The following is a 17,527-nucleotide window of genomic DNA, read 5'->3' as shown; positions in this document are numbered from 1 at the left end:
TGAAAGTCAATAATCTCCTTCTCTATTCAGGCTTTGGCCCTCTTCAACCGGGTTAAGCCCAGCACCGGATATCCTCCGGCGCTGGGCTCTGACTTCAAGATTATTGAATAGCGTTGTATAGAAGCTGTGCGGCTTGCGCCCGGGTTGCAACATCCCCTGGAGCCAGCTTATTGTGATCTCCTGCAATGAATCCGGCTTCCACCAGCGCCTTCATGGCATCCACAGCATAGCCGGATACAGCCGCTGTATCGGCAAAGCCGTCATAGCTTATGCCGTTATTGCCGCTTGGCAGCTCGCCCAGATGCTTCAGAATGTTGTAGAAAATAACGGACATGTCCTGCCGGCTGATGGCAGCTTCCGGCTTAAACTGATTATCTCCCATCCCGGAAACCAATCCTAAATTCCGCGCAGCAGCCAGATAGCCGGAATAATACTTGTTGCCTGCATCCGCGAAATTAACAGTTGCTGAAGGGTCTGCTGCAATTCCATAGGCATTCATAATCATCATGAGGAAATCTGCACGGGTGACCTTGTTCCCGGGGGCAAATAAGCTGCCGCCTGTGCCGTTCACCATTCCTCTTGCCGCCATATAACTAACTGCATCGTTATACCAGTGACCGGAGCTTACATCCTTGAATTCCACTGCATTATACCCGACCGCATAATGGGATAAATGGGTGGTCTGAAGGTTGACCTCTCCTGCAGATGCATCATAGCCTCCTCTGACAGGCTTAAGGATGCCTGCGTTGTCAATGTGGTAGCCGACAATAGCGTTTGTCTGTTCACCTGTCCGGGGAGCATAAGGTATGCTGATTTCTACTTTACCGCCGTTGAACGCTGTAATTTCAGCGTCACCCGCTTGTACAGAGAAGTCATATACAGCTCTGTCACCAATGATGTTCCGGATATTCTCCGGAAAACCGGATGCAGCAAGCTTGGTAATACTTATAATGCTGTCTGCTGACGCACTGCCTATTACTGATGTTGATTTGTGGTCAAAAGTAATTGCCGCAATGCCCGCGTCCACCTTCAGATCCGCTTTTGTGGTATCTGTCAGCAGTTTAAGTGCGTCCTTCGGAACGGACAGCTGGACAGACTGTACATCTGCTGCAGCTTCCAGCTTGATTTCAACAGCCGCTTTTTGTCCGGCGGCTTCAGATTCTTTTACTTTTTGAATCAAGGCGTTGATCACGCCGGCATCCAGTTTGGCAGCCGGCAGACCGGTCGCCGTATCTGCTGCCGTTTTGACCAGAAGGCTGTAAACCATCGTACCGTCATTCATGGAACCGGCAGGCTCTGCAGCTGGGGTACTGCTTCCCGCTGTGACGCTTCCGGAAGTTGAATTACCGGTGCTTCCGGCAGCTGGAGGGGCCACCGTCCCTGTATCTCCACCACTGGCTGGAGGTGCAGGATTCTCTGGCTCTCCACCCGTTGGAGGAGCCGGTGTTTCTGGCTCTTCGCCAGTCGGAGGAGCCGGTGTCTCAGGTTCTTCGCCGGTTGGAGGAACCTCTGTCACTGGGTCTTCGCTCGTTCTGATCAGAACGAAATCGTCATAAGAACCCCAGTTATCGGCGTTGGCATCCAGTGAAACCCCGATTTTCAGTGTTCCGTCAGTCACCTTAATATTTTCAATAACGGCCTGGTTCCACTTGTTCCAGCCCTTATTCGCAAAGCTGGCTGTTAAAGGCGCCTGATCGCCGGTAACCGCATACAGCTCATTTCTCAATTCATTTCCGGCGCCCTGTGACCAGGCGGATAGTGTGTAGGTTCCATTCGTCAAACCGGTAAGCTCCTGAAAAGCTTCAAACGTAAAGGCGGTTTCTTTCCAGAATCCAAGCGACTTCGCTCCGGTATGGCCGGTGCCTTCTGTTAACGGCGTGGCATCCGGAAGGGTCCAGCCTTCAGGAGTCCCGTCTTCCTTAACAATTTCAAAGCTTGGATTAATTACAGGCACATAGTGGGTATTATCTTTCTTTTTCAGCTCAAAGTGGTCAAGATTTCCCCATTCCCCGTCGGACAGCTTATAGCGGGCCCCTACGGTTAATGTCCCGTCTGTGACTTCAATCTCTTCTATCGCAGGATTCGTCCATTCTCTCCAGCCGGTATTGGTAAAGCTCTGCGCTGCATCACCCGCAAAGATCTCGGATACCTCTTCACCGCCGCCGCCGGAAACCCAGGCGGATAAGGTGTAGGTTCCGTTGTCCAGTCCCGTAAGTGTCTGCGAAACCGTGAATTCGGCAGGTGCCGGGCTGTAGTAGTGCAATGCCGACGAACCTGTATACACATCATCTTCGATCGTCACCACATCTTCATCCCCTGTAAGAGACCAGGAGTTAAGCCCATCCTCAAAACCGGGATTCTGGATCAGGCTTGTGCTGGGAATAACAGTAACTTCGCTGGTTGCTGTAAATCCGCCGTCATAAGTAACCGCTGTTACGGTAGCCGTTCCAAGCGACAGCCCGGAAATCGTCCCGTTGTAAAGATCCACTTTCACAACGTCAGGGTTGGAGCTTGTAAATTTCACACCTTTGAAGGTTGCATTCTCAGGCGTGATGATTGCCGTCAATTTGCTGTTTCCGCCCACTTCAACAGCAGCCTCAGGCTGGTCAAGTGTTACCGATTGCACCGGATAACGGTTGATTTCGGCAGCGCCGTCAATAAAGGCATCCATCGCAATGGTTGGCGAACCGTCCTTGTTCCATGCGGATAACGGATAGTCAAACATAATCCCCGTCGGTTCCCAGTAGAATATACCGGTGCCTCTGTTATTTGGAACGGCATGCAGTTTATTCTGGACAGCTACAAGCATGTTATGGACACTGTCCACATCTTCAGACACGTTGCCGCCCACTTCAACAATCATAACTTCCTTGCCGTAATTTTGTTCAAGCTTATTCATATTCGCGCTGAGTTCGTCAATGGAGGAGGTATAGATAGCGTCAGGATAGTAAGACAACCCTATGATATCGTAGTCACTGTCTTTCAAGCCTGCTTCTACGAGACCGGCATAGAAGGAATCCACACCCTCTTCTGCACCGTTTGCTCTGTGAATAATCACCTTGATATCCGGAAAAACAGATTTGGCGGCACTTGAACCGGCCTGAAGCAGCTGCACGAGGTTCGTAATATTGCTGTAGCTTCCCAGCGGATGCAGCATGCCATTGTTGATTTCATTGCCGATTTGGACCCACTCCGGGGTCACGTCCGCTTCTTTTAGCGCTTTCATAACATCGGTTGTATATTCCGACACATGCACCTTTAACTGCTCCAGATCCGCACCAGCCCATGCTGCAGGCGTAACCTGTTTGCCGGGGTCAGCCCAGCTGTCGCTGTAGTGGAAATCGATCATCACCCGAAACCCGAGAGCGCTTACACGCGAGGCCAATGCAACTACCTCTTCTGTGCTGTTGTGGCCGTTGGAAGGATGGTCCGAAGGATTAACCCATGCTCTGATCCGGATGGAATCGATTCCATGATCTTTCAGGATTTGCAGAAGATCTTCTTCTTCCTTGTTATCATTATAAAATTTATATCCGAGCGCCTCTAATTGCGGCAGCCAGCTGATATCTGCGCCTTTGGAAAATGTTCCTGGAGCATTGGATGGCGCTGCTTGTGCAGGTGCTCCGGTAGATACTGTAGACAGAACCATTGCAATGAAGAGAATGAAGGCCAGAATTCTTTTTCTGTTTTTCACATTACAACCTCCCGGGATATTGTGTTGTGTAGTATTGGATCTGCAGCACTAACCTGTCTTTATATAAAAGGCTGCGCCAAAGCCGTACTTTGGCGCAGCCCTGAAGCGCTGGTCTATTGTTTTTGAGCAGCCAGGAAAGCGTCAACCTGAGCTTGCATTTCTGCCTGTACCTTGTCAATGCCGGCTGATTTCAGCTGTTTGATCAGATCTGCCTGGCCTTTTTCAAGGTCATCGATCAAGCCGTATTCCAGCGGAATGGCATAACGCAGCATAACGTTACCGATATTCGCTACTTCATTTTTCACTTTTGCTGTATCAAATACAAAGGTTTCAAGCGGGAAGTGGTAGACATTTTCCTGCCATACATTGAACATGTCGTCAGCTTCCTTAGGATAAGCTGCGTCTTGACGGTTCAGCGGGGAATTCCAGCCCCAGTTCGAGAAGCCTGTGTAGTTGGCAGCTGCCGGTCCTGCACTGAACTTGTCATCGCCTTCCGGAATGTAATGGGTTCCGGAAATTCCGTACATGGTGAGGTCGTGGATCTCCTTGTCATTTTGCAGCAGGTCGATCAGCATCAGGGCACGTTCCGGATTCTCCGAGGTTGCATGGATGGACATCCCGTTCTGTGTGGCGATCGCAGCAATTTTCTTATTGTCCGGTGTCAGATCAGCAATTCCCAGCTCCACTTCGGGTTTATCCCGGCGCATTTCGGTCAGGTTCGCCGCAACGGTTCCCAGGTTATGTGCATACGAGGAAGTCTTGCCTGCTTTGATATCCTGCCACACATCATTTTTGTTGCTGACTACGTTCTTCGACCATGCGCCGTTGTCGGCCAGATCTTTGTAGTACTTAAGCAGTTCAGTAAATTCCGGTGTGTCATAGATGTTAAAGATTTGGCCTGTAGCATCATCCAGCTTGTAAGCCAGCGGCAGCAGGTTGGCATCTACCAGATTGAAATCGTTGTTCTGCTCCAGTAAAGTCTGGTCCAGCTCATGGAACTTCCAGCCATCCGCAGGTTTTGCCCCGAATGCCGTTACGCCCTGTTCTTCTTTAGCAACCGTTTTCAAATAATCGGCGTAGGTTTCAGGACTGTTGATTTCCGGAAGATTGTATTTTTTGCGCAGATCTTCACGGTACAATACGACTTTATCTGTAACTTCAACATTGTTGTTCGGAACCATATAGATCTTGCCGTCAACTTTGGCCTGCTCCCAGTTTACTTTCGGCATGGATGCCCAGGTTTGCGGCATATACTTGGAGAGCATGTCTTCTGTCAGTTCCATAAATCCGCCTTTAAGCGCCTGGTCGTTATAGAAAGCCCAGTTAGCCGTATACACAAGGTCGAAATCCTCATTGGCGGCAAATTTAAGCGGATACTTCTGGGTCCAGTCCGACCAGTCCAGGAATTCGGTTTCAACTGTTGCGTTGATCTTCTCTTTCAGCTTTGTGTTCAGCTCTCCAAAGACCTGATCGTAGTCGCCGGGCTCACCGCCGACCAGAATCATTTTGAGCTTAACCTCTTTGGACGTATCAGGGGCGCCGGAATTGGCCGCCGAATTTGCTGCATTCGCCCCGCTGTTTGCTGCTTCCCCGGCAGTGTTGGCGGCATTATTGCCGCCTCCGCATGCACTAAGGATGGTCCCGAACGTCATCATTGTTGCCAGTGTGACAGTGAGTTTCTTTTTCTTGTTCATCATGACAGGTATTTCCCCCTAATGAAGTAGTTAATAAAAGTGATATATTGATAACCGGATAAACCGGGATTATCCTTTGACAGCACCGATAGTGAGACCTTGTACAAAATATTTCTGAATGAACGGATAAGCCAGCAGGATCGGGCCTGTTGCGACAATGGTCATCGCCATCTTGAGGCTCTCAGTCGGCAAATCCGTGTTCACAACGGCTCCTGAAGCCATCATTGCTTTACGCATTCCATCCATATTGCCCAGCATCTTGTACAGATAATACTGCAGCGGCATGAGTTCGGATTTGGAAATGTAGAGCAGCGCGTTATACCAGTCATTCCAGTAAGCCAGGGCAATGAACAGGCCGATAGTAGCGAGTGCAGGCTTGGACAAAGGAATGATCAGCTGCAGGAAGATCCGGAAATCGCCTGCTCCGTCAATCTTTGCGGATTCCGTGATGGCATCCGGGATGCTGCTCATGAAAGACTTCATAACGATGATATAGAATACATTCATCAGCATCGGCAGGATCAGCACTAACAGTGTGTCCTTAAGGTGCAGAAAGTTAATGATAAGCAGGTATGAAGGCACAAGTCCGCCGCTGAACAGGGTAGTAAAGAAGAAGAAGAACGAAAAGCCGCTGCGCCATTCAAAATCTCTCCGGGACAGCACATAGGCTGTCATGGAAGTCAGAAATAATCCGACTGCAGTACCAATTACAGTAACGGTAATCGTTACGCCATACGCCCGGAGCATATCAGCCGGAAACTCGAACAGCAGCCTGTAAGCTTCTGTGGAGAAGGTAGACGGAATGATCTGGAAGCCGTTCTGGATGATCGAGCTCTCTTCACTCAGTGAAGCAGATATAACAAGCAGAAAAGGCACGATACAAAACACTGCAAGAATTGTAAGTGTAACATATCCTATAAGAGACAGGATGATTTGGTCGATATTGGCACGCTTGCGCACCTTTTTAACGTCACCGTTAACAGTAGCAGAACTCATTAAGCTGCCTCCTTTGTTTAGAATAGAGCACGGTCTTTATCGTATTTGCGCACGGCATAGTTGGCAAGCATAATGGTTGCAAAGCCCAGCAGTGACTGATAGAATCCGGCTGCCGCAGACATTCCGATCTCATTGGAAGTGGTCAGGGAGCGGAAGACGAAGGTATCGATAACATCCGTAGAAGAGAACAGCAGGCCGTTGTTGCCGACCATGTTATAGAACATGCCGAAGTCTCCGCGGAAGATATTGCCTATAGCCAGCAGGACCAGAATAATTACGGTAGGAATCAGATTCGGAACGGTAATTTTCATAATGCGCTGGAAGATGTTTGCGCCGTCAATCTGCGCTGCTTCATACATCTCCGTATCGATACTGGTAATTGCCGCAAGATACATGATCGTACCATAACCCAGTGCTTTCCAGGCGGATACCACTACGAGAATAACCGGCCAGTAGGATGCGGTATTGTAAATATCAATCGGCTGCATTCCCAGTCCCTTCAGCAATACGTTCAGGGTACCGACATCAAAGTTAAACAGGTTGTACGCGATCGCTCCAACGACTACCCAGGAAATGAAGTACGGCAGGAACAGAATCGTCTGCGTAATCTTCCGGAACCATTTTCCCGCAACCTCAAAGAGTAGAATGCCCGCAAAGATCTGCAGCACATTATTAACGACAATAAAGGCTATATTATACAGCGCTGTATTCCGGGTTACCCGCCAGGCGTCGCCTGAACCGAAGAAAAACCGGAAGTTATCCAGCCCGTTCCACGGACTGTTAAAGATCCCCCCGCTATAGTTGTACTGCTTGAATGCAAGTACGATCCCGGCCATAGGCACATAGGCGAACAACAGGAAGAACAAAACTGCCGGAGTCAGCATAAGCAGCAAGGTTCTATTCTTTTTCACTTTATGCCAGAATCCATATTCTTTCACTTTCATCTCCAATCCCCTTCCCACTACTCAATATCTCTATGTATTTATTATAAAAAAGCAATTCTCTCTTGTGGATTGAGCGCGCCAACAAATACTAATACTTTTCCAACGATAATCGTTAAAAATGTATACAAAATAAAAAACGCTGCCTTCAGGTCTGTTAGCCTGGGCAGCGCTCTAATTCTATTTTTTCTATTTTGAATGGTCGTGACTCCAGAGAATGTTTGGACTTCCAGCCGCTGTTGTCTGCAGATTTCTTTGATTTATACCGCTCTACGCGGTTGAAATCCGCAGACAAAGGCGGACGCTATCGCTCCTACAGTTCCAAACTTCTCCTCCGCCCTATTTCCTTATAGGATATTTTCAAGTTCATTTTATATCGCTATATTTTATGCTTTTTGCGGTACTCTCCCGGGGTCATGCCGGTAATCTGCTTGAACTGCCTGTTAAAATAGATGAGATTCTTATAGCCCATCCGCTCCGCAATTTCATAGATCATCAGCGTCGGGTCCTGCAGCAGCTCGAATACCCGGTTCATCTTGCGTTCCTTCACATAGTCATTAAAAGGGATGCCGTAACCTTCCTTAAACAGGTAACCCAAGTAATTCGGAGTGAAGTTAAAGTGGACGGCCGCTTCTTTTAAAGTAATCTTCGACTCCAGATTCTCTTCTACATAGTTGGTGATCTCATCAATCAGCTTGCGCTTCTGCCGCTGCCGTTTTACATATAACAGCTCCGACAGTTCAAAGAATCTCCGTCTCATCCAGGACAAAATGTCATGTATCGTCTCGAACTGGAACAGAATCTCCGGCTGATGGGTTTCCCACTGAAGCAGTTCATACAGATTCTCATGCTGCTGCTGCAGATCGGCATGCAGTTTGGAGGTGATACGGATAATCAGGTCATAGACATCTTTTTTGCCGGTATTCCGCATCAGCTGGAGCAGATGGTCATCGATGGCCACGAGATCATACTGGATAATGGCTTCAAGCAGCTGCTCCAGCGTCTGGTCGATGCCGGTTCCCTGTGTGCCTGGCGGCAAAGGCTCCATGTTATCACGGATCAGCCTGTTTTTACCCAGCAGCCATTTTGCACTGAGTGCAGCCTGTGCCTGCTTATAGGAGGCATGCAGTTCCCCTTCTGTCCGGGCATAATGGCCGGCGCCAATGGTGACTGTGCAAAGAGAAGACTCTGCAGCCCTCTGGATAACCCCCTCCATGACTTGCAGGAATTCTTCCTGGGGACGGCTGCATAAAAAGATAAACCGGTGATGGGAAGCGGTAATCATCGTTCCGATTTTGGTCTCTTCGAGCAGGGATTTAACGAATTGGACGGCCTGCCGGATCAGCAGGCGTGCATCATCTTCGGGCAAATCCTGCATTTTCCATTCCAGATCATCTATTTCAATAATGGCTGCCGTTGCCCCTTTTATTAACAATGGACTCAGGGCATTCATCAATTGGGGCGCGGCAGGTTCAGGGGAGTTCTCTTCGAACCAGCGTAAAATCAGCTCTTTGTTAAAAAGCGACATGGCCTCATCCAGGGAACGGTTCCGTTCCCGCTCCTGTTCTATGGCTGAGCATAAAGTCTGCAGCATCTCATACAGGTCCTTATCCTTCACAGGCTTCAGCAAATAACCGGAGGCACTGATCTGAATGGCTTCCTTGGCATAGCTGAAATCCTCGTGGCCGCTGATGAATACAATTTTGATTTTGGGATTGATCTTTTTCGCCCTGCGGGCAAACTCCGTACCGGTCATAATCGGCATCCGTATATCCGACAGAATAATGTCTATACGTTCGCGCTCTACAAGTTCAAGCGCATCGAAACCGTTATTGGCTGTGCCAACTACTGCAATATCAAGTCCGCTGGACAACACTCTGCGCCGCATCCACTCCAGATCCACAGCCTCATCGTCAACCAGCAATACATTGATAGTCCTCACCATAAATTCCTCCTGTGCCTGTTGTGCAACCACGTCATTCATCACCGGGACTGCTCTCAGTTCCTGTATTCACCGTATGCCCGGCGGGAAGCAGGAGCTGAACGGTTGTTCCGGCCCCGTAAATGCTTGCAATGGTCACACCATAGTTGTCTCCGTACCTGAGCTTAATCCGTTCATTGACATTTTTCACCCCGTAACCGCCTGAATGATTGGGACCTTCCATCATTTTACGGATATCTTCGGGACGCATGCCCAGGCCGTTGTCAATCACCTTCAGCTCAATATTATCGCCGACTCTCCGGCCGGTCAGGCGGATCGAAATCGATTTTCCGAACCAGGCATGCTTGAATACATTTTCCACAAAAGGCTGCAGCACCAGCTTAATGACCTGCATATGCATAATGTCCTCTTCAACATCGACATACAAAGTGAAGGCATCCGCATATTTGACCCGCTGGATTTCAAGATAGGTCTTTACCTGCTCCATTTCCTTCTCCAGCTCAATGTACACATTGCCCTGGTTCAGCGTCAGCCGGTAGAAATGCGACAATCCCTCTACCATCTCCGTAACCTTGTCGATTTCCCCCAGATTCGCCAGACTGCTTATCGACGATAGGGTATTGTACAGGAAGTGCGGATTAATCTGGGCCTGCAGGGCTTCTAGTTCAGCCTGCTTTTTCTGAATCTCCTGCACATAGACTCTGTCTATCAGCCCCTGAATATTGGCGGCCATATCGTTAAAGGAATCGGCAATCTGTACAAATTCATCATTGCCTGAGAAGCGGATCCGTTTCTGGAAATTCCCTTCCTGGAAGGAGCGCATCAGACCGACAATGCGGCTCATCTTACGCCCGGAAATACGCGCCACTACAAATCCGATCATGGTCATGACCAGAAAACTTAGCGTACAGGCTGCTATAATCACCTTGCGCAGTCTGCCTGCATCCTGGGTCAGGTATTTTTCCGGAACCAGTGTTTCAATGAATAACTCGCTGCCCGGAATCTGTTCATGCAGGTTCAGAAAATCCTCACGCTCAGCGTCATATTCGGCTGTCCCGCGCTGAAACATAACGTCGCCGGTTGTCCGGTCAATCAAACGCACCGTAATTCCTTCCTCTACAGGGAAGGTATCAAATCCGCCGAACAAATCCTCAAGCGGAACGGTAATGCGGATGAAACCGGCCAGCGTTTTGTTATCACTGAAGCTGATCAGCCTCCGGGCATGAGAGATATTGCCGAGTTTCTGGTCCGTATCAATCTGCAGCCATATGTTATCCCGTTTGGAGTCCTTGAGAGACTGAAACCACTCCGTACCGGTTATCTCCTCAAGAGGAAGAATGTAATAGTCGCTGTCCACGATCGGCTCATCCAGATTATCTCCGGAGACCACATTGTGAATATTGTTCGGAGTAAACAGCATGAAGCGGATCTTATTCCCGAACAGCTGCAGCGGTGCAGTGAGCTGGGGAAGAATATCATCAATCATCGTCAGGTAATTCTCAAACGGCGTCCCTTTCAGCTCAATGGCCCGCTGGAAATGCTGGCTTCCGAACAAATTATCGGACATCCGCTGGATTTCATCCATCTGATACCGGATGTTGTCCCTGGCCTGCTCCATCCCTGTCCGGATCGTGGACTCTGCCATCTCTGTCCTCGAATCTGTCAGCATCGAATAAGAGATATAACCAATGAACACATCTGTCAGCAAGACCAGAAGCAGGTATGGAACCATCATTTTGTAAGTGAAAGGTACATATTTCTTAAGCCTGGGCATTGTCTAAAGCCATCCTCTATATAAATTCGTTAATTGTGCATTAACTCTCCGTCTGCTGCCTGCAAAATCAGCTCCGCAGAAGCAAGCCCGTCCGATACAGCACGCACTTTAATGGAACCGGAATTGCAGGAGGCCTGAACCAAAGCCAGGCACCAGCCGTTAAATGCACGCCGCCGTGAAGACTTGTCCGGCTCATGGCTGCTTGGGTTGCCGTTTCCTACACCCAATAAGGAACCTGCTCCGGAAACCTCAAAGCGGATGTCGTTATCGGCAGCCGGTACGATATTCCCTTCCTTGTCCTGGACAGCAACACGTACCGGAATGGTATCCGCTCCATCCGCCCTGGCCTTCAGCCGGTCAGGGAAAAGGACGATCTGATACGGCTGTCCCGCTGTAATTACAGACTTGCGGGCGATTGGCTGGCCGCCGCGCTTTCCGACAGCCTGCAGTTCTCCGGGCTCGTAGGTGACATTCCAGGACAAATATCCCGTTCTGTCAACCTGCTGTTCCCCCAGACTCCGGCCGTTCAGATACAGCTCCACCGTATCGGTATTGGAGAATACACGCACCTCAACAAGTTTACCCTCTGAACCCGGCCAATTCCAGTGCGGCAGCACATGAACCATCGGCTCTTCCTTCCACACGGCCTGCATATAATAATAGCTGTCTTTCGGGAATCCGCAAGTATCCATCAGACCGAAATGAGAATTTATACACGGCCACAGATACGGAGTCGGTTCTCCGCGGTAATCAAATCCTGTCCACATGAAGACACCCGTCAGGAAGCGGTTATTCACCAGGTCTTTCCAGGCCTGCTGCGGAGTACAGCCCCATGATGGAATATTCGTACCATATTCGGAGCAGTAGCCTCTGGCCGGGTCATCTTCATAAATTCCCCTGGTCGCTGTATAACTTGCACATTCGCTGCCGATCATCAGACGTCCGGGATACTGCTCATGATCGCGGATATCCAGATGATCGCGGTGCCCGTAATTATAGCCGGTGATCTCAACCGCATCATTATATCCGTTCTCATTCCAGCCGTGGTTCATTGCAGCGCAGGTTGGGCGTGTCGGATCGATACGGCGCGCCGTATCCGCCAGCGTCTTCAGAATCCGGGCGCCTGTCACGGTGCCTTCCAGAACCTCTTCATTCTCAAGGCTCCAGATGATTACGCACGGATGGTTGCGGTCACGGTAGAGCAGCCGCTCCAGCTGGCTTAAGCCATTCGGACTGCTGTCCAGCTTACGGTTCTCATCCATGACCAGCATTCCGATCCGGTCGCAGATATCCAGCAGTTCGGGGGTAGGCGGATGATGTGCGCTGCGGTAGGCATTGGAGCCCATCTCCTGCAGCAGTTTGAGCTTATATTCAATAAGGCTATCAGGAAGCGCCACGCCAACACCGGCAAAATCCTGATGATTACAGGTTCCTTTGATCAGCAGCGGCTCACCGTTCAGGAAGAACCCCTGCTCCGCATCGAAAATGATGCTGCGGATGCCGAACACCGTCTCATACCGGTCCAGCTCTTGACCATTATACACGATGACCGATTCCGCCTTGTATAAATAAGGGGAATCAGGCCCCCATAGCATAGGCTGCTGCACCTTGAAGCTCTGCTCCAGCTCTGTTTCCGTATACCAATCTGCATAGAGATCCGCTGACTGGCTGCCGACCTGAACTCCGGAACCGTCATAAATCACCGTCTGCAGAGATATCTGACGCCCCTCCGTATAATTATTGCGGACACGGGTACGGATGTTAACTGTAGCCTGCTCTTTGGCAACTTCAGGTGTCGTTACGTAAGTGCCATATTCCGCTACATGCAGGAGATCCATATTTTCCAGCCAGACATGCCGGTAAATACCGCAGCCCTCATACCACCAGCCTTCACATTCCGTTGCATCCACCTTGACGACAATGACATTCCTGCCTTCATCCCCGTAGCGGAGCACATCCGACAGATCATAGCTGAATCCGATATATCCCCCGTGATGAGAGCCGATCAGATGCCCGTTAACCCATACCGTGCTGGTGCCGGAAACTCCGTCAAAACGGATGAGCCATTTGCTTCCGGCTGCTTCTGACGGCAGTTCAAACACCTTCCGGTAAAAGCCTGTCCCGCCTGGTAAATAACCATGGCTGCCATCTCTGGCACCCAGATGTTCATCCTGAACATACTGCTGCTCCACACACCAGTCATGCGGCAGGCTGACAGAGGACCATTCCAGCTGCTGCTCCCCCATCCCTTTATCATTGAACGCGATATCCAGCCACTCCCCTTCCTTATGAGTGCTTATATCGGTAATACCGCCTGTCATTCCAGCTTTCACTGCATAGGGGATCCGGATATCTCCTTTGTAAAAGCCCCATTCTTTATCAAACAAGCTTTTGCTTCTGACCGTTCCAGTATTCACGCTTCGTATACCTCCTGATAACATATTATTTTCATTGTAGAGGAGTTTCGCAGTCCCCGGTTAGGAAAATATGATTAATCAATAGCACAAAATGAATCTCCAGCTCTTAAAAAGGGAAATAATGCAAAAATAAAACAAGGCACCTGGTGCACAGCTGTATGGCTGCGTCCTTGGTACCTTGTGGTTTGGCTTCCCCCATTGGAAAGGAAAAGCATCTGCTATGTGCCCTGCTTGCCGGCCCGGCTCATAAATTTAGACACTATAGGCTTGTAGTAGGGCACGGCTTGCCTCATGCAGGAAAGAATCAAAGGTACTTTTACCTTTGATTTCGACTTTCAGCCCGTACACGGCCAATTCAAAGGTACTTTTACCTTTGATTTCGACTTTTAGCCCGTACACGGCCAATTCAGAGGTTCTTTTACCTTTGATTTCGACTTTCAGCCCGTACACGGCCAATTCAGAGGTACTTTTACCTTTGATTTCGACTTTCAGCCCGTACACGGCCAATTCAGAGGTACTTTTACCTTTGATTTCGACTTTCAGCCCGTACACGGCCAATTCCGGCTCTTATCCGTACTAAATTAACGGAACCGTGTCGTCCTCCCGTTTGCCGCCTTTGGGGCCAGAAGCTTATTCGTAAAATTCACGTTGAAAAAATGAATGATCGGTCCCAGGCCGAAAGCGGACACCAGCGTACCAAGCCCTATAATTCCCCCTGCCAGGAAGCAGATTAATGCGCAAAGCGCATCCGTAAACATCCGGTGCCAGAAATAAGAGATGTTCGGGAGCCTGTTTTTCATAATCAGAGACAGGCTGTCATACGGCGCTACGCCCACATCCGATGACTGATACATCGATACCCCGAAGCTGCACACTACGACGCCAACCGCCACGGTAACAACCTGCTGCCAGAACAGCTGCGGTTCTCCCAGCAGCTCCAGCCAGGTATTATGAAAGAATGTAACGATGTAACCCAGAAGAATGGCATTAACGAAAGTACCGGGTCCTATAAATCTCGGTCCCGTAACAAATTCAATGACAAACAATACGAGGTTCAGTAAAATCAAAAAAATCGCATAAGTGATGCCGCTAAGGTCTGCAAGCGCCATGACCATGCCGCTGAAGGGGTCATTGCCCATACCGGACAGCTTGAAAATACTGATGCCCATTCCTAAAAATATATTGCCGATGACCATTACAATCAGCCGCTTGGGATCTGTCATACTCCTGTAGCTCTCCATACGTTTCATTCTGACACCTTGATGCTGACTTCCAGGGTGACCGGGAGGATTCCGTCATCAGCAATAAATTCTATGATATAAGGCTCCTCGCGGACCGCACCGGCAGGAGGAGTCCAGCTGAACATACAGGCCCGGCCCGGAACAAAAGCGGAAGCTTCGAAAACCGCTCCCTCAGGCAGCTTACCTGCCGTTAAAGTCATAGGCTCTGCAATTCCGCGTACAGACGGATCTTTATCTGACACCGTTTCATTATAAATTCTGCCGTCCGTCTCCCGGGCGGAAGCTTCAAAAGCAGGTTGTCTGGCCAGCACACCAAAGGAAAGGGTCTCACCCGCCTTGACGTTCTGCTCCGGAACGGAGGCGAAGAACGGCCGGAATACCGTCTGCGGCACAGGATAGTCTGCGGTCCGGACCGGATAATGGTATCCGTTACCGGGAATCGCTGCAGTCTCATGGCTGTACAAAGTGTCTTTCGGAGTACCCGGGGCAGGCGCTGCAACTTCTGCAACTTTGACAGACAGCGTCCCATCTATTGCCACATCTTCAACACCTGTCGGATGATAAGGATAACCCGGAACATATTCCAGGCCTGCCGGACGTTTGAACAGGTTGCGTACTATGACGACTTCCTCCACCCCTTGTGCATGGTCAGCACGGATATTGCGGAGAGAGCCGTGTACAATATCGTCGAGCACAATGGGATACCGGGTATCCTCGGTGAGATAACGCAGCTCAATTCCGTCCAGATGCAGGTTATCCACATGTCTTGCATACAGGCCGTAAGCCGGCAGAATGCCCCAGTTGCTGGGCTCAGGATACACCTCCGGCAGCTCGGGTACGTTGAACGGCGCATCCTTCCACGTCCCTGCCTGAGGATCCCATTCGGCGCGGGGGAGCAGCCCTTCATTTTTCAGAAAAAATGTATTCACAAGCCACGGCAGCGGCTGCACGCTGCGTTTCGCCCGGCCATACTGGGTATATTCCCAGCTGGTATTCAGCTGCCGCTGCTCCACCGCATGCTCCAGGCTCAGACCGCCGCGGTACTCTATGGTAACATTGCTGATGGATATATTCCGGATCCGGCTGCCTGTCAGTCCCATTAGCTCAACGGGATAGCGGGGATCCACATTTCTGGCTGTAATGTTCCGGATCACAATATCACGGACACTGGCGATCTGAGCGCTCCCGTTCGCATTGGCGTACAGGGGAAGCTCACTTCCCTGTAACTCTTTTCCGTAGTCGGGTACATATTTCCGCTGGAGCTCATCGTACCTGACCGCAAACCATTTCCCGTCTTCTGCATGATAGTTCGCCGGATTCAATCTGCAGGGCTGCTCGGGATCGACAATGTAAAACTGGGCCGAACCGTCCGCAGAAACTTTGCGGGTTCTGTTATAAGACGGCAGATAACGCCGGGCCGGATATACCTGATAAGGCTCCTTGGCCGGCAGCATCCAGTGAGGCTGATCGAGCCTTACATTTGGCGCACCATCTCCGGCCGCAAACAGCTCTTCCTCCGTACTGTTCCCTGTCACAGGGAAGCGCCCACGGTCGCCCGCCTTGATGAAGATTGGAGAACTGCTTACGTCTTCCATTGTAGAATCTTCAAAAATAATATTGCTCAAATCCGCCCCGTCCACCGCCTCAAGGGCAAACCCTCTGGACCTTTTGAACTCCACCCGGCGGACTGTAACACAATCATACCCGCAGGTAGATTCCGTACCCAGCTTGACACGGGCCGTCGGGCCGCAGCGGTCGGTGGCGATCAGCTTGTCTGTTGTATACGTTTTCGCAAATACGGAGCCTACGTCGTAGCCGCATACCAGGCAGTCCTCAATCAGCACATTGCGCAGGGGCATGAATATTCCGCCGCCGTAGGAGGCTTTTAACACAATGGCATCATCGGTCAATGAATTAAAGGTGGAATGAACAATCGTCACATTCTCGCAGCAGTCCACATCCAATGCATCGCGGTTCGTATCGACCAGGATACGTTCCACATACAAGTTCTTCACACAGGTCGTGATGATGGCAAAATGGCCGCCGGCCAGAATTGAAAAACCGCACAACGCCACATTCTCGCACCGCACCAGCGCAACCGCCTTATTGCCAAACCATTCTCCCCGGTGACCCGGCTCATTCCGGCGGACCGGCTCCTCCGGGTCCCCTCCGAGCAGAACCTGCTCCAGTTCCCCCTGATCATCCATAGAGCTTCCGTCCAGCAGCCCGGGCCCGTAAATCATCACATCCCGGATATCCGCACCATAAATCAGGCTGTTCGCAAAATAAGTGTGCCCGTGATCCTGCAGTCCGGCATATAAATTCACCTCAGGCTCTTCGTAGTTACCGCCTTCTCCGGTCTGCTGCACATAGGATTGGCGGATATCTGTTCGGGCTGCGGACAGTACACTGCCTGCGGACAAATACAAATTAACGCCGCTTAGCAGACGAATTGTATAGACTCTGTAATTCCCTTCAGGGATAACCACCGTTCCGGCTTCTGCAGCTGCCGCCTTAATGGCGTCATTAATAGCCTTTGTATTCTCTGCAGGAGAATTCCCCACACCCGCCCCATAATCGCGGATATCGAACTTGCGCTCTTCCTTCAATAAATATTCTTTGCCAAAAGGGCACCCTGTCGCTTCCGTTACTTGAAACATAATAGCCTCCATTTTATCCGGGACATATCCTTGCCATTTGGATCTACCGTTTTCATTCTACATGGGTGCGCGGATTTCCTGTTTAAAAAGATTTACATCCCCTGCAAGGCTTGTTATGATACCTATATCAAAAGAGCTGTGCAATCTAACGTTTGCCACAAAGCGATT

The 17,527-nt window shown here is 50.2% G+C and carries 10 protein-coding genes; all 10 read right to left on the bottom strand.

Features of this window, described 5'->3' with window-relative positions; translation table 11 throughout:
* Window positions 1–100: 100 nt before the first annotated feature.
* The 10 genes from C2I18_RS19550 to C2I18_RS19505 all read right to left on the bottom strand — a co-directional run bounded on the left by C2I18_RS19550 (window position 101) and on the right by C2I18_RS19505 (window position 17,359).
* Complete coding sequence (locus C2I18_RS19550; protein ID WP_249897412.1) at window positions 101–3,694, bottom strand: glycosyl hydrolase 53 family protein; 3,594 nt, start codon at window positions 3,692–3,694, stop codon at window positions 101–103.
* 113 nt (window positions 3,695–3,807) lie between these two features.
* Window positions 3,808–5,391: a DUF3502 domain-containing protein gene (locus C2I18_RS19545; protein WP_249897411.1), complete on the bottom strand. Its 1,584-nt coding sequence runs from the start codon at window positions 5,389–5,391 to the stop codon at window positions 3,808–3,810.
* Window positions 5,392–5,457: 66 nt separating this feature from the next.
* Window positions 5,458–6,384, bottom strand: coding sequence for a carbohydrate ABC transporter permease (locus C2I18_RS19540; protein ID WP_249897410.1), 927 nt, complete (start codon window positions 6,382–6,384; stop codon window positions 5,458–5,460).
* A gap of 17 nt (window positions 6,385–6,401) precedes the next feature.
* A complete protein-coding gene (locus C2I18_RS19535) occupies window positions 6,402–7,328 on the bottom strand; it encodes an ABC transporter permease (protein ID WP_249897409.1) in 927 nt (308 codons plus the stop codon).
* 376 nt (window positions 7,329–7,704) lie between these two features.
* Window positions 7,705–9,270: a response regulator gene (locus tag C2I18_RS19530; protein ID WP_249897408.1), complete on the bottom strand. Its 1,566-nt coding sequence runs from the start codon at window positions 9,268–9,270 to the stop codon at window positions 7,705–7,707.
* A gap of 31 nt (window positions 9,271–9,301) precedes the next feature.
* Window positions 9,302–11,041: a sensor histidine kinase gene (locus tag C2I18_RS19525; protein ID WP_249897407.1), complete on the bottom strand. Its 1,740-nt coding sequence runs from the start codon at window positions 11,039–11,041 to the stop codon at window positions 9,302–9,304.
* A 29-nt stretch (window positions 11,042–11,070) separates the two neighbouring features.
* On the bottom strand, window positions 11,071–13,458 hold the full coding sequence (gene galA, locus C2I18_RS19520; protein WP_249897406.1) for a beta-galactosidase GalA: 2,388 nt from the start codon (window positions 13,456–13,458) through the stop codon (window positions 11,071–11,073).
* Window positions 13,459–13,710: 252 nt separating this feature from the next.
* Complete coding sequence (locus C2I18_RS19515; protein ID WP_249897405.1) at window positions 13,711–14,010, bottom strand: hypothetical protein; 300 nt, start codon at window positions 14,008–14,010, stop codon at window positions 13,711–13,713.
* A 29-nt stretch (window positions 14,011–14,039) separates the two neighbouring features.
* Window positions 14,040–14,681: a YczE/YyaS/YitT family protein gene (locus C2I18_RS19510; protein WP_249897404.1), complete on the bottom strand. Its 642-nt coding sequence runs from the start codon at window positions 14,679–14,681 to the stop codon at window positions 14,040–14,042.
* Between the two features lie 23 nt (window positions 14,682–14,704).
* The gene (locus C2I18_RS19505; protein ID WP_249897403.1) at window positions 14,705–17,359 is read right to left on the bottom strand and encodes a glycoside hydrolase family 28 protein; all 2,655 of its coding nucleotides are present in this window, start codon (window positions 17,357–17,359) and stop codon (window positions 14,705–14,707) included.
* Window positions 17,360–17,527: the final 168 nt, after the last annotated feature.

The sequence above is a fragment of the Paenibacillus sp. PK3_47 genome (assembly GCF_023520895.1).
Lineage (GTDB): Bacteria > Bacillota > Bacilli > Paenibacillales > Paenibacillaceae > Paenibacillus_AQ.
Note: the sequence above shows the minus strand (reverse complement) of the source record. Positions and strands in the feature narration are given on the sequence as shown.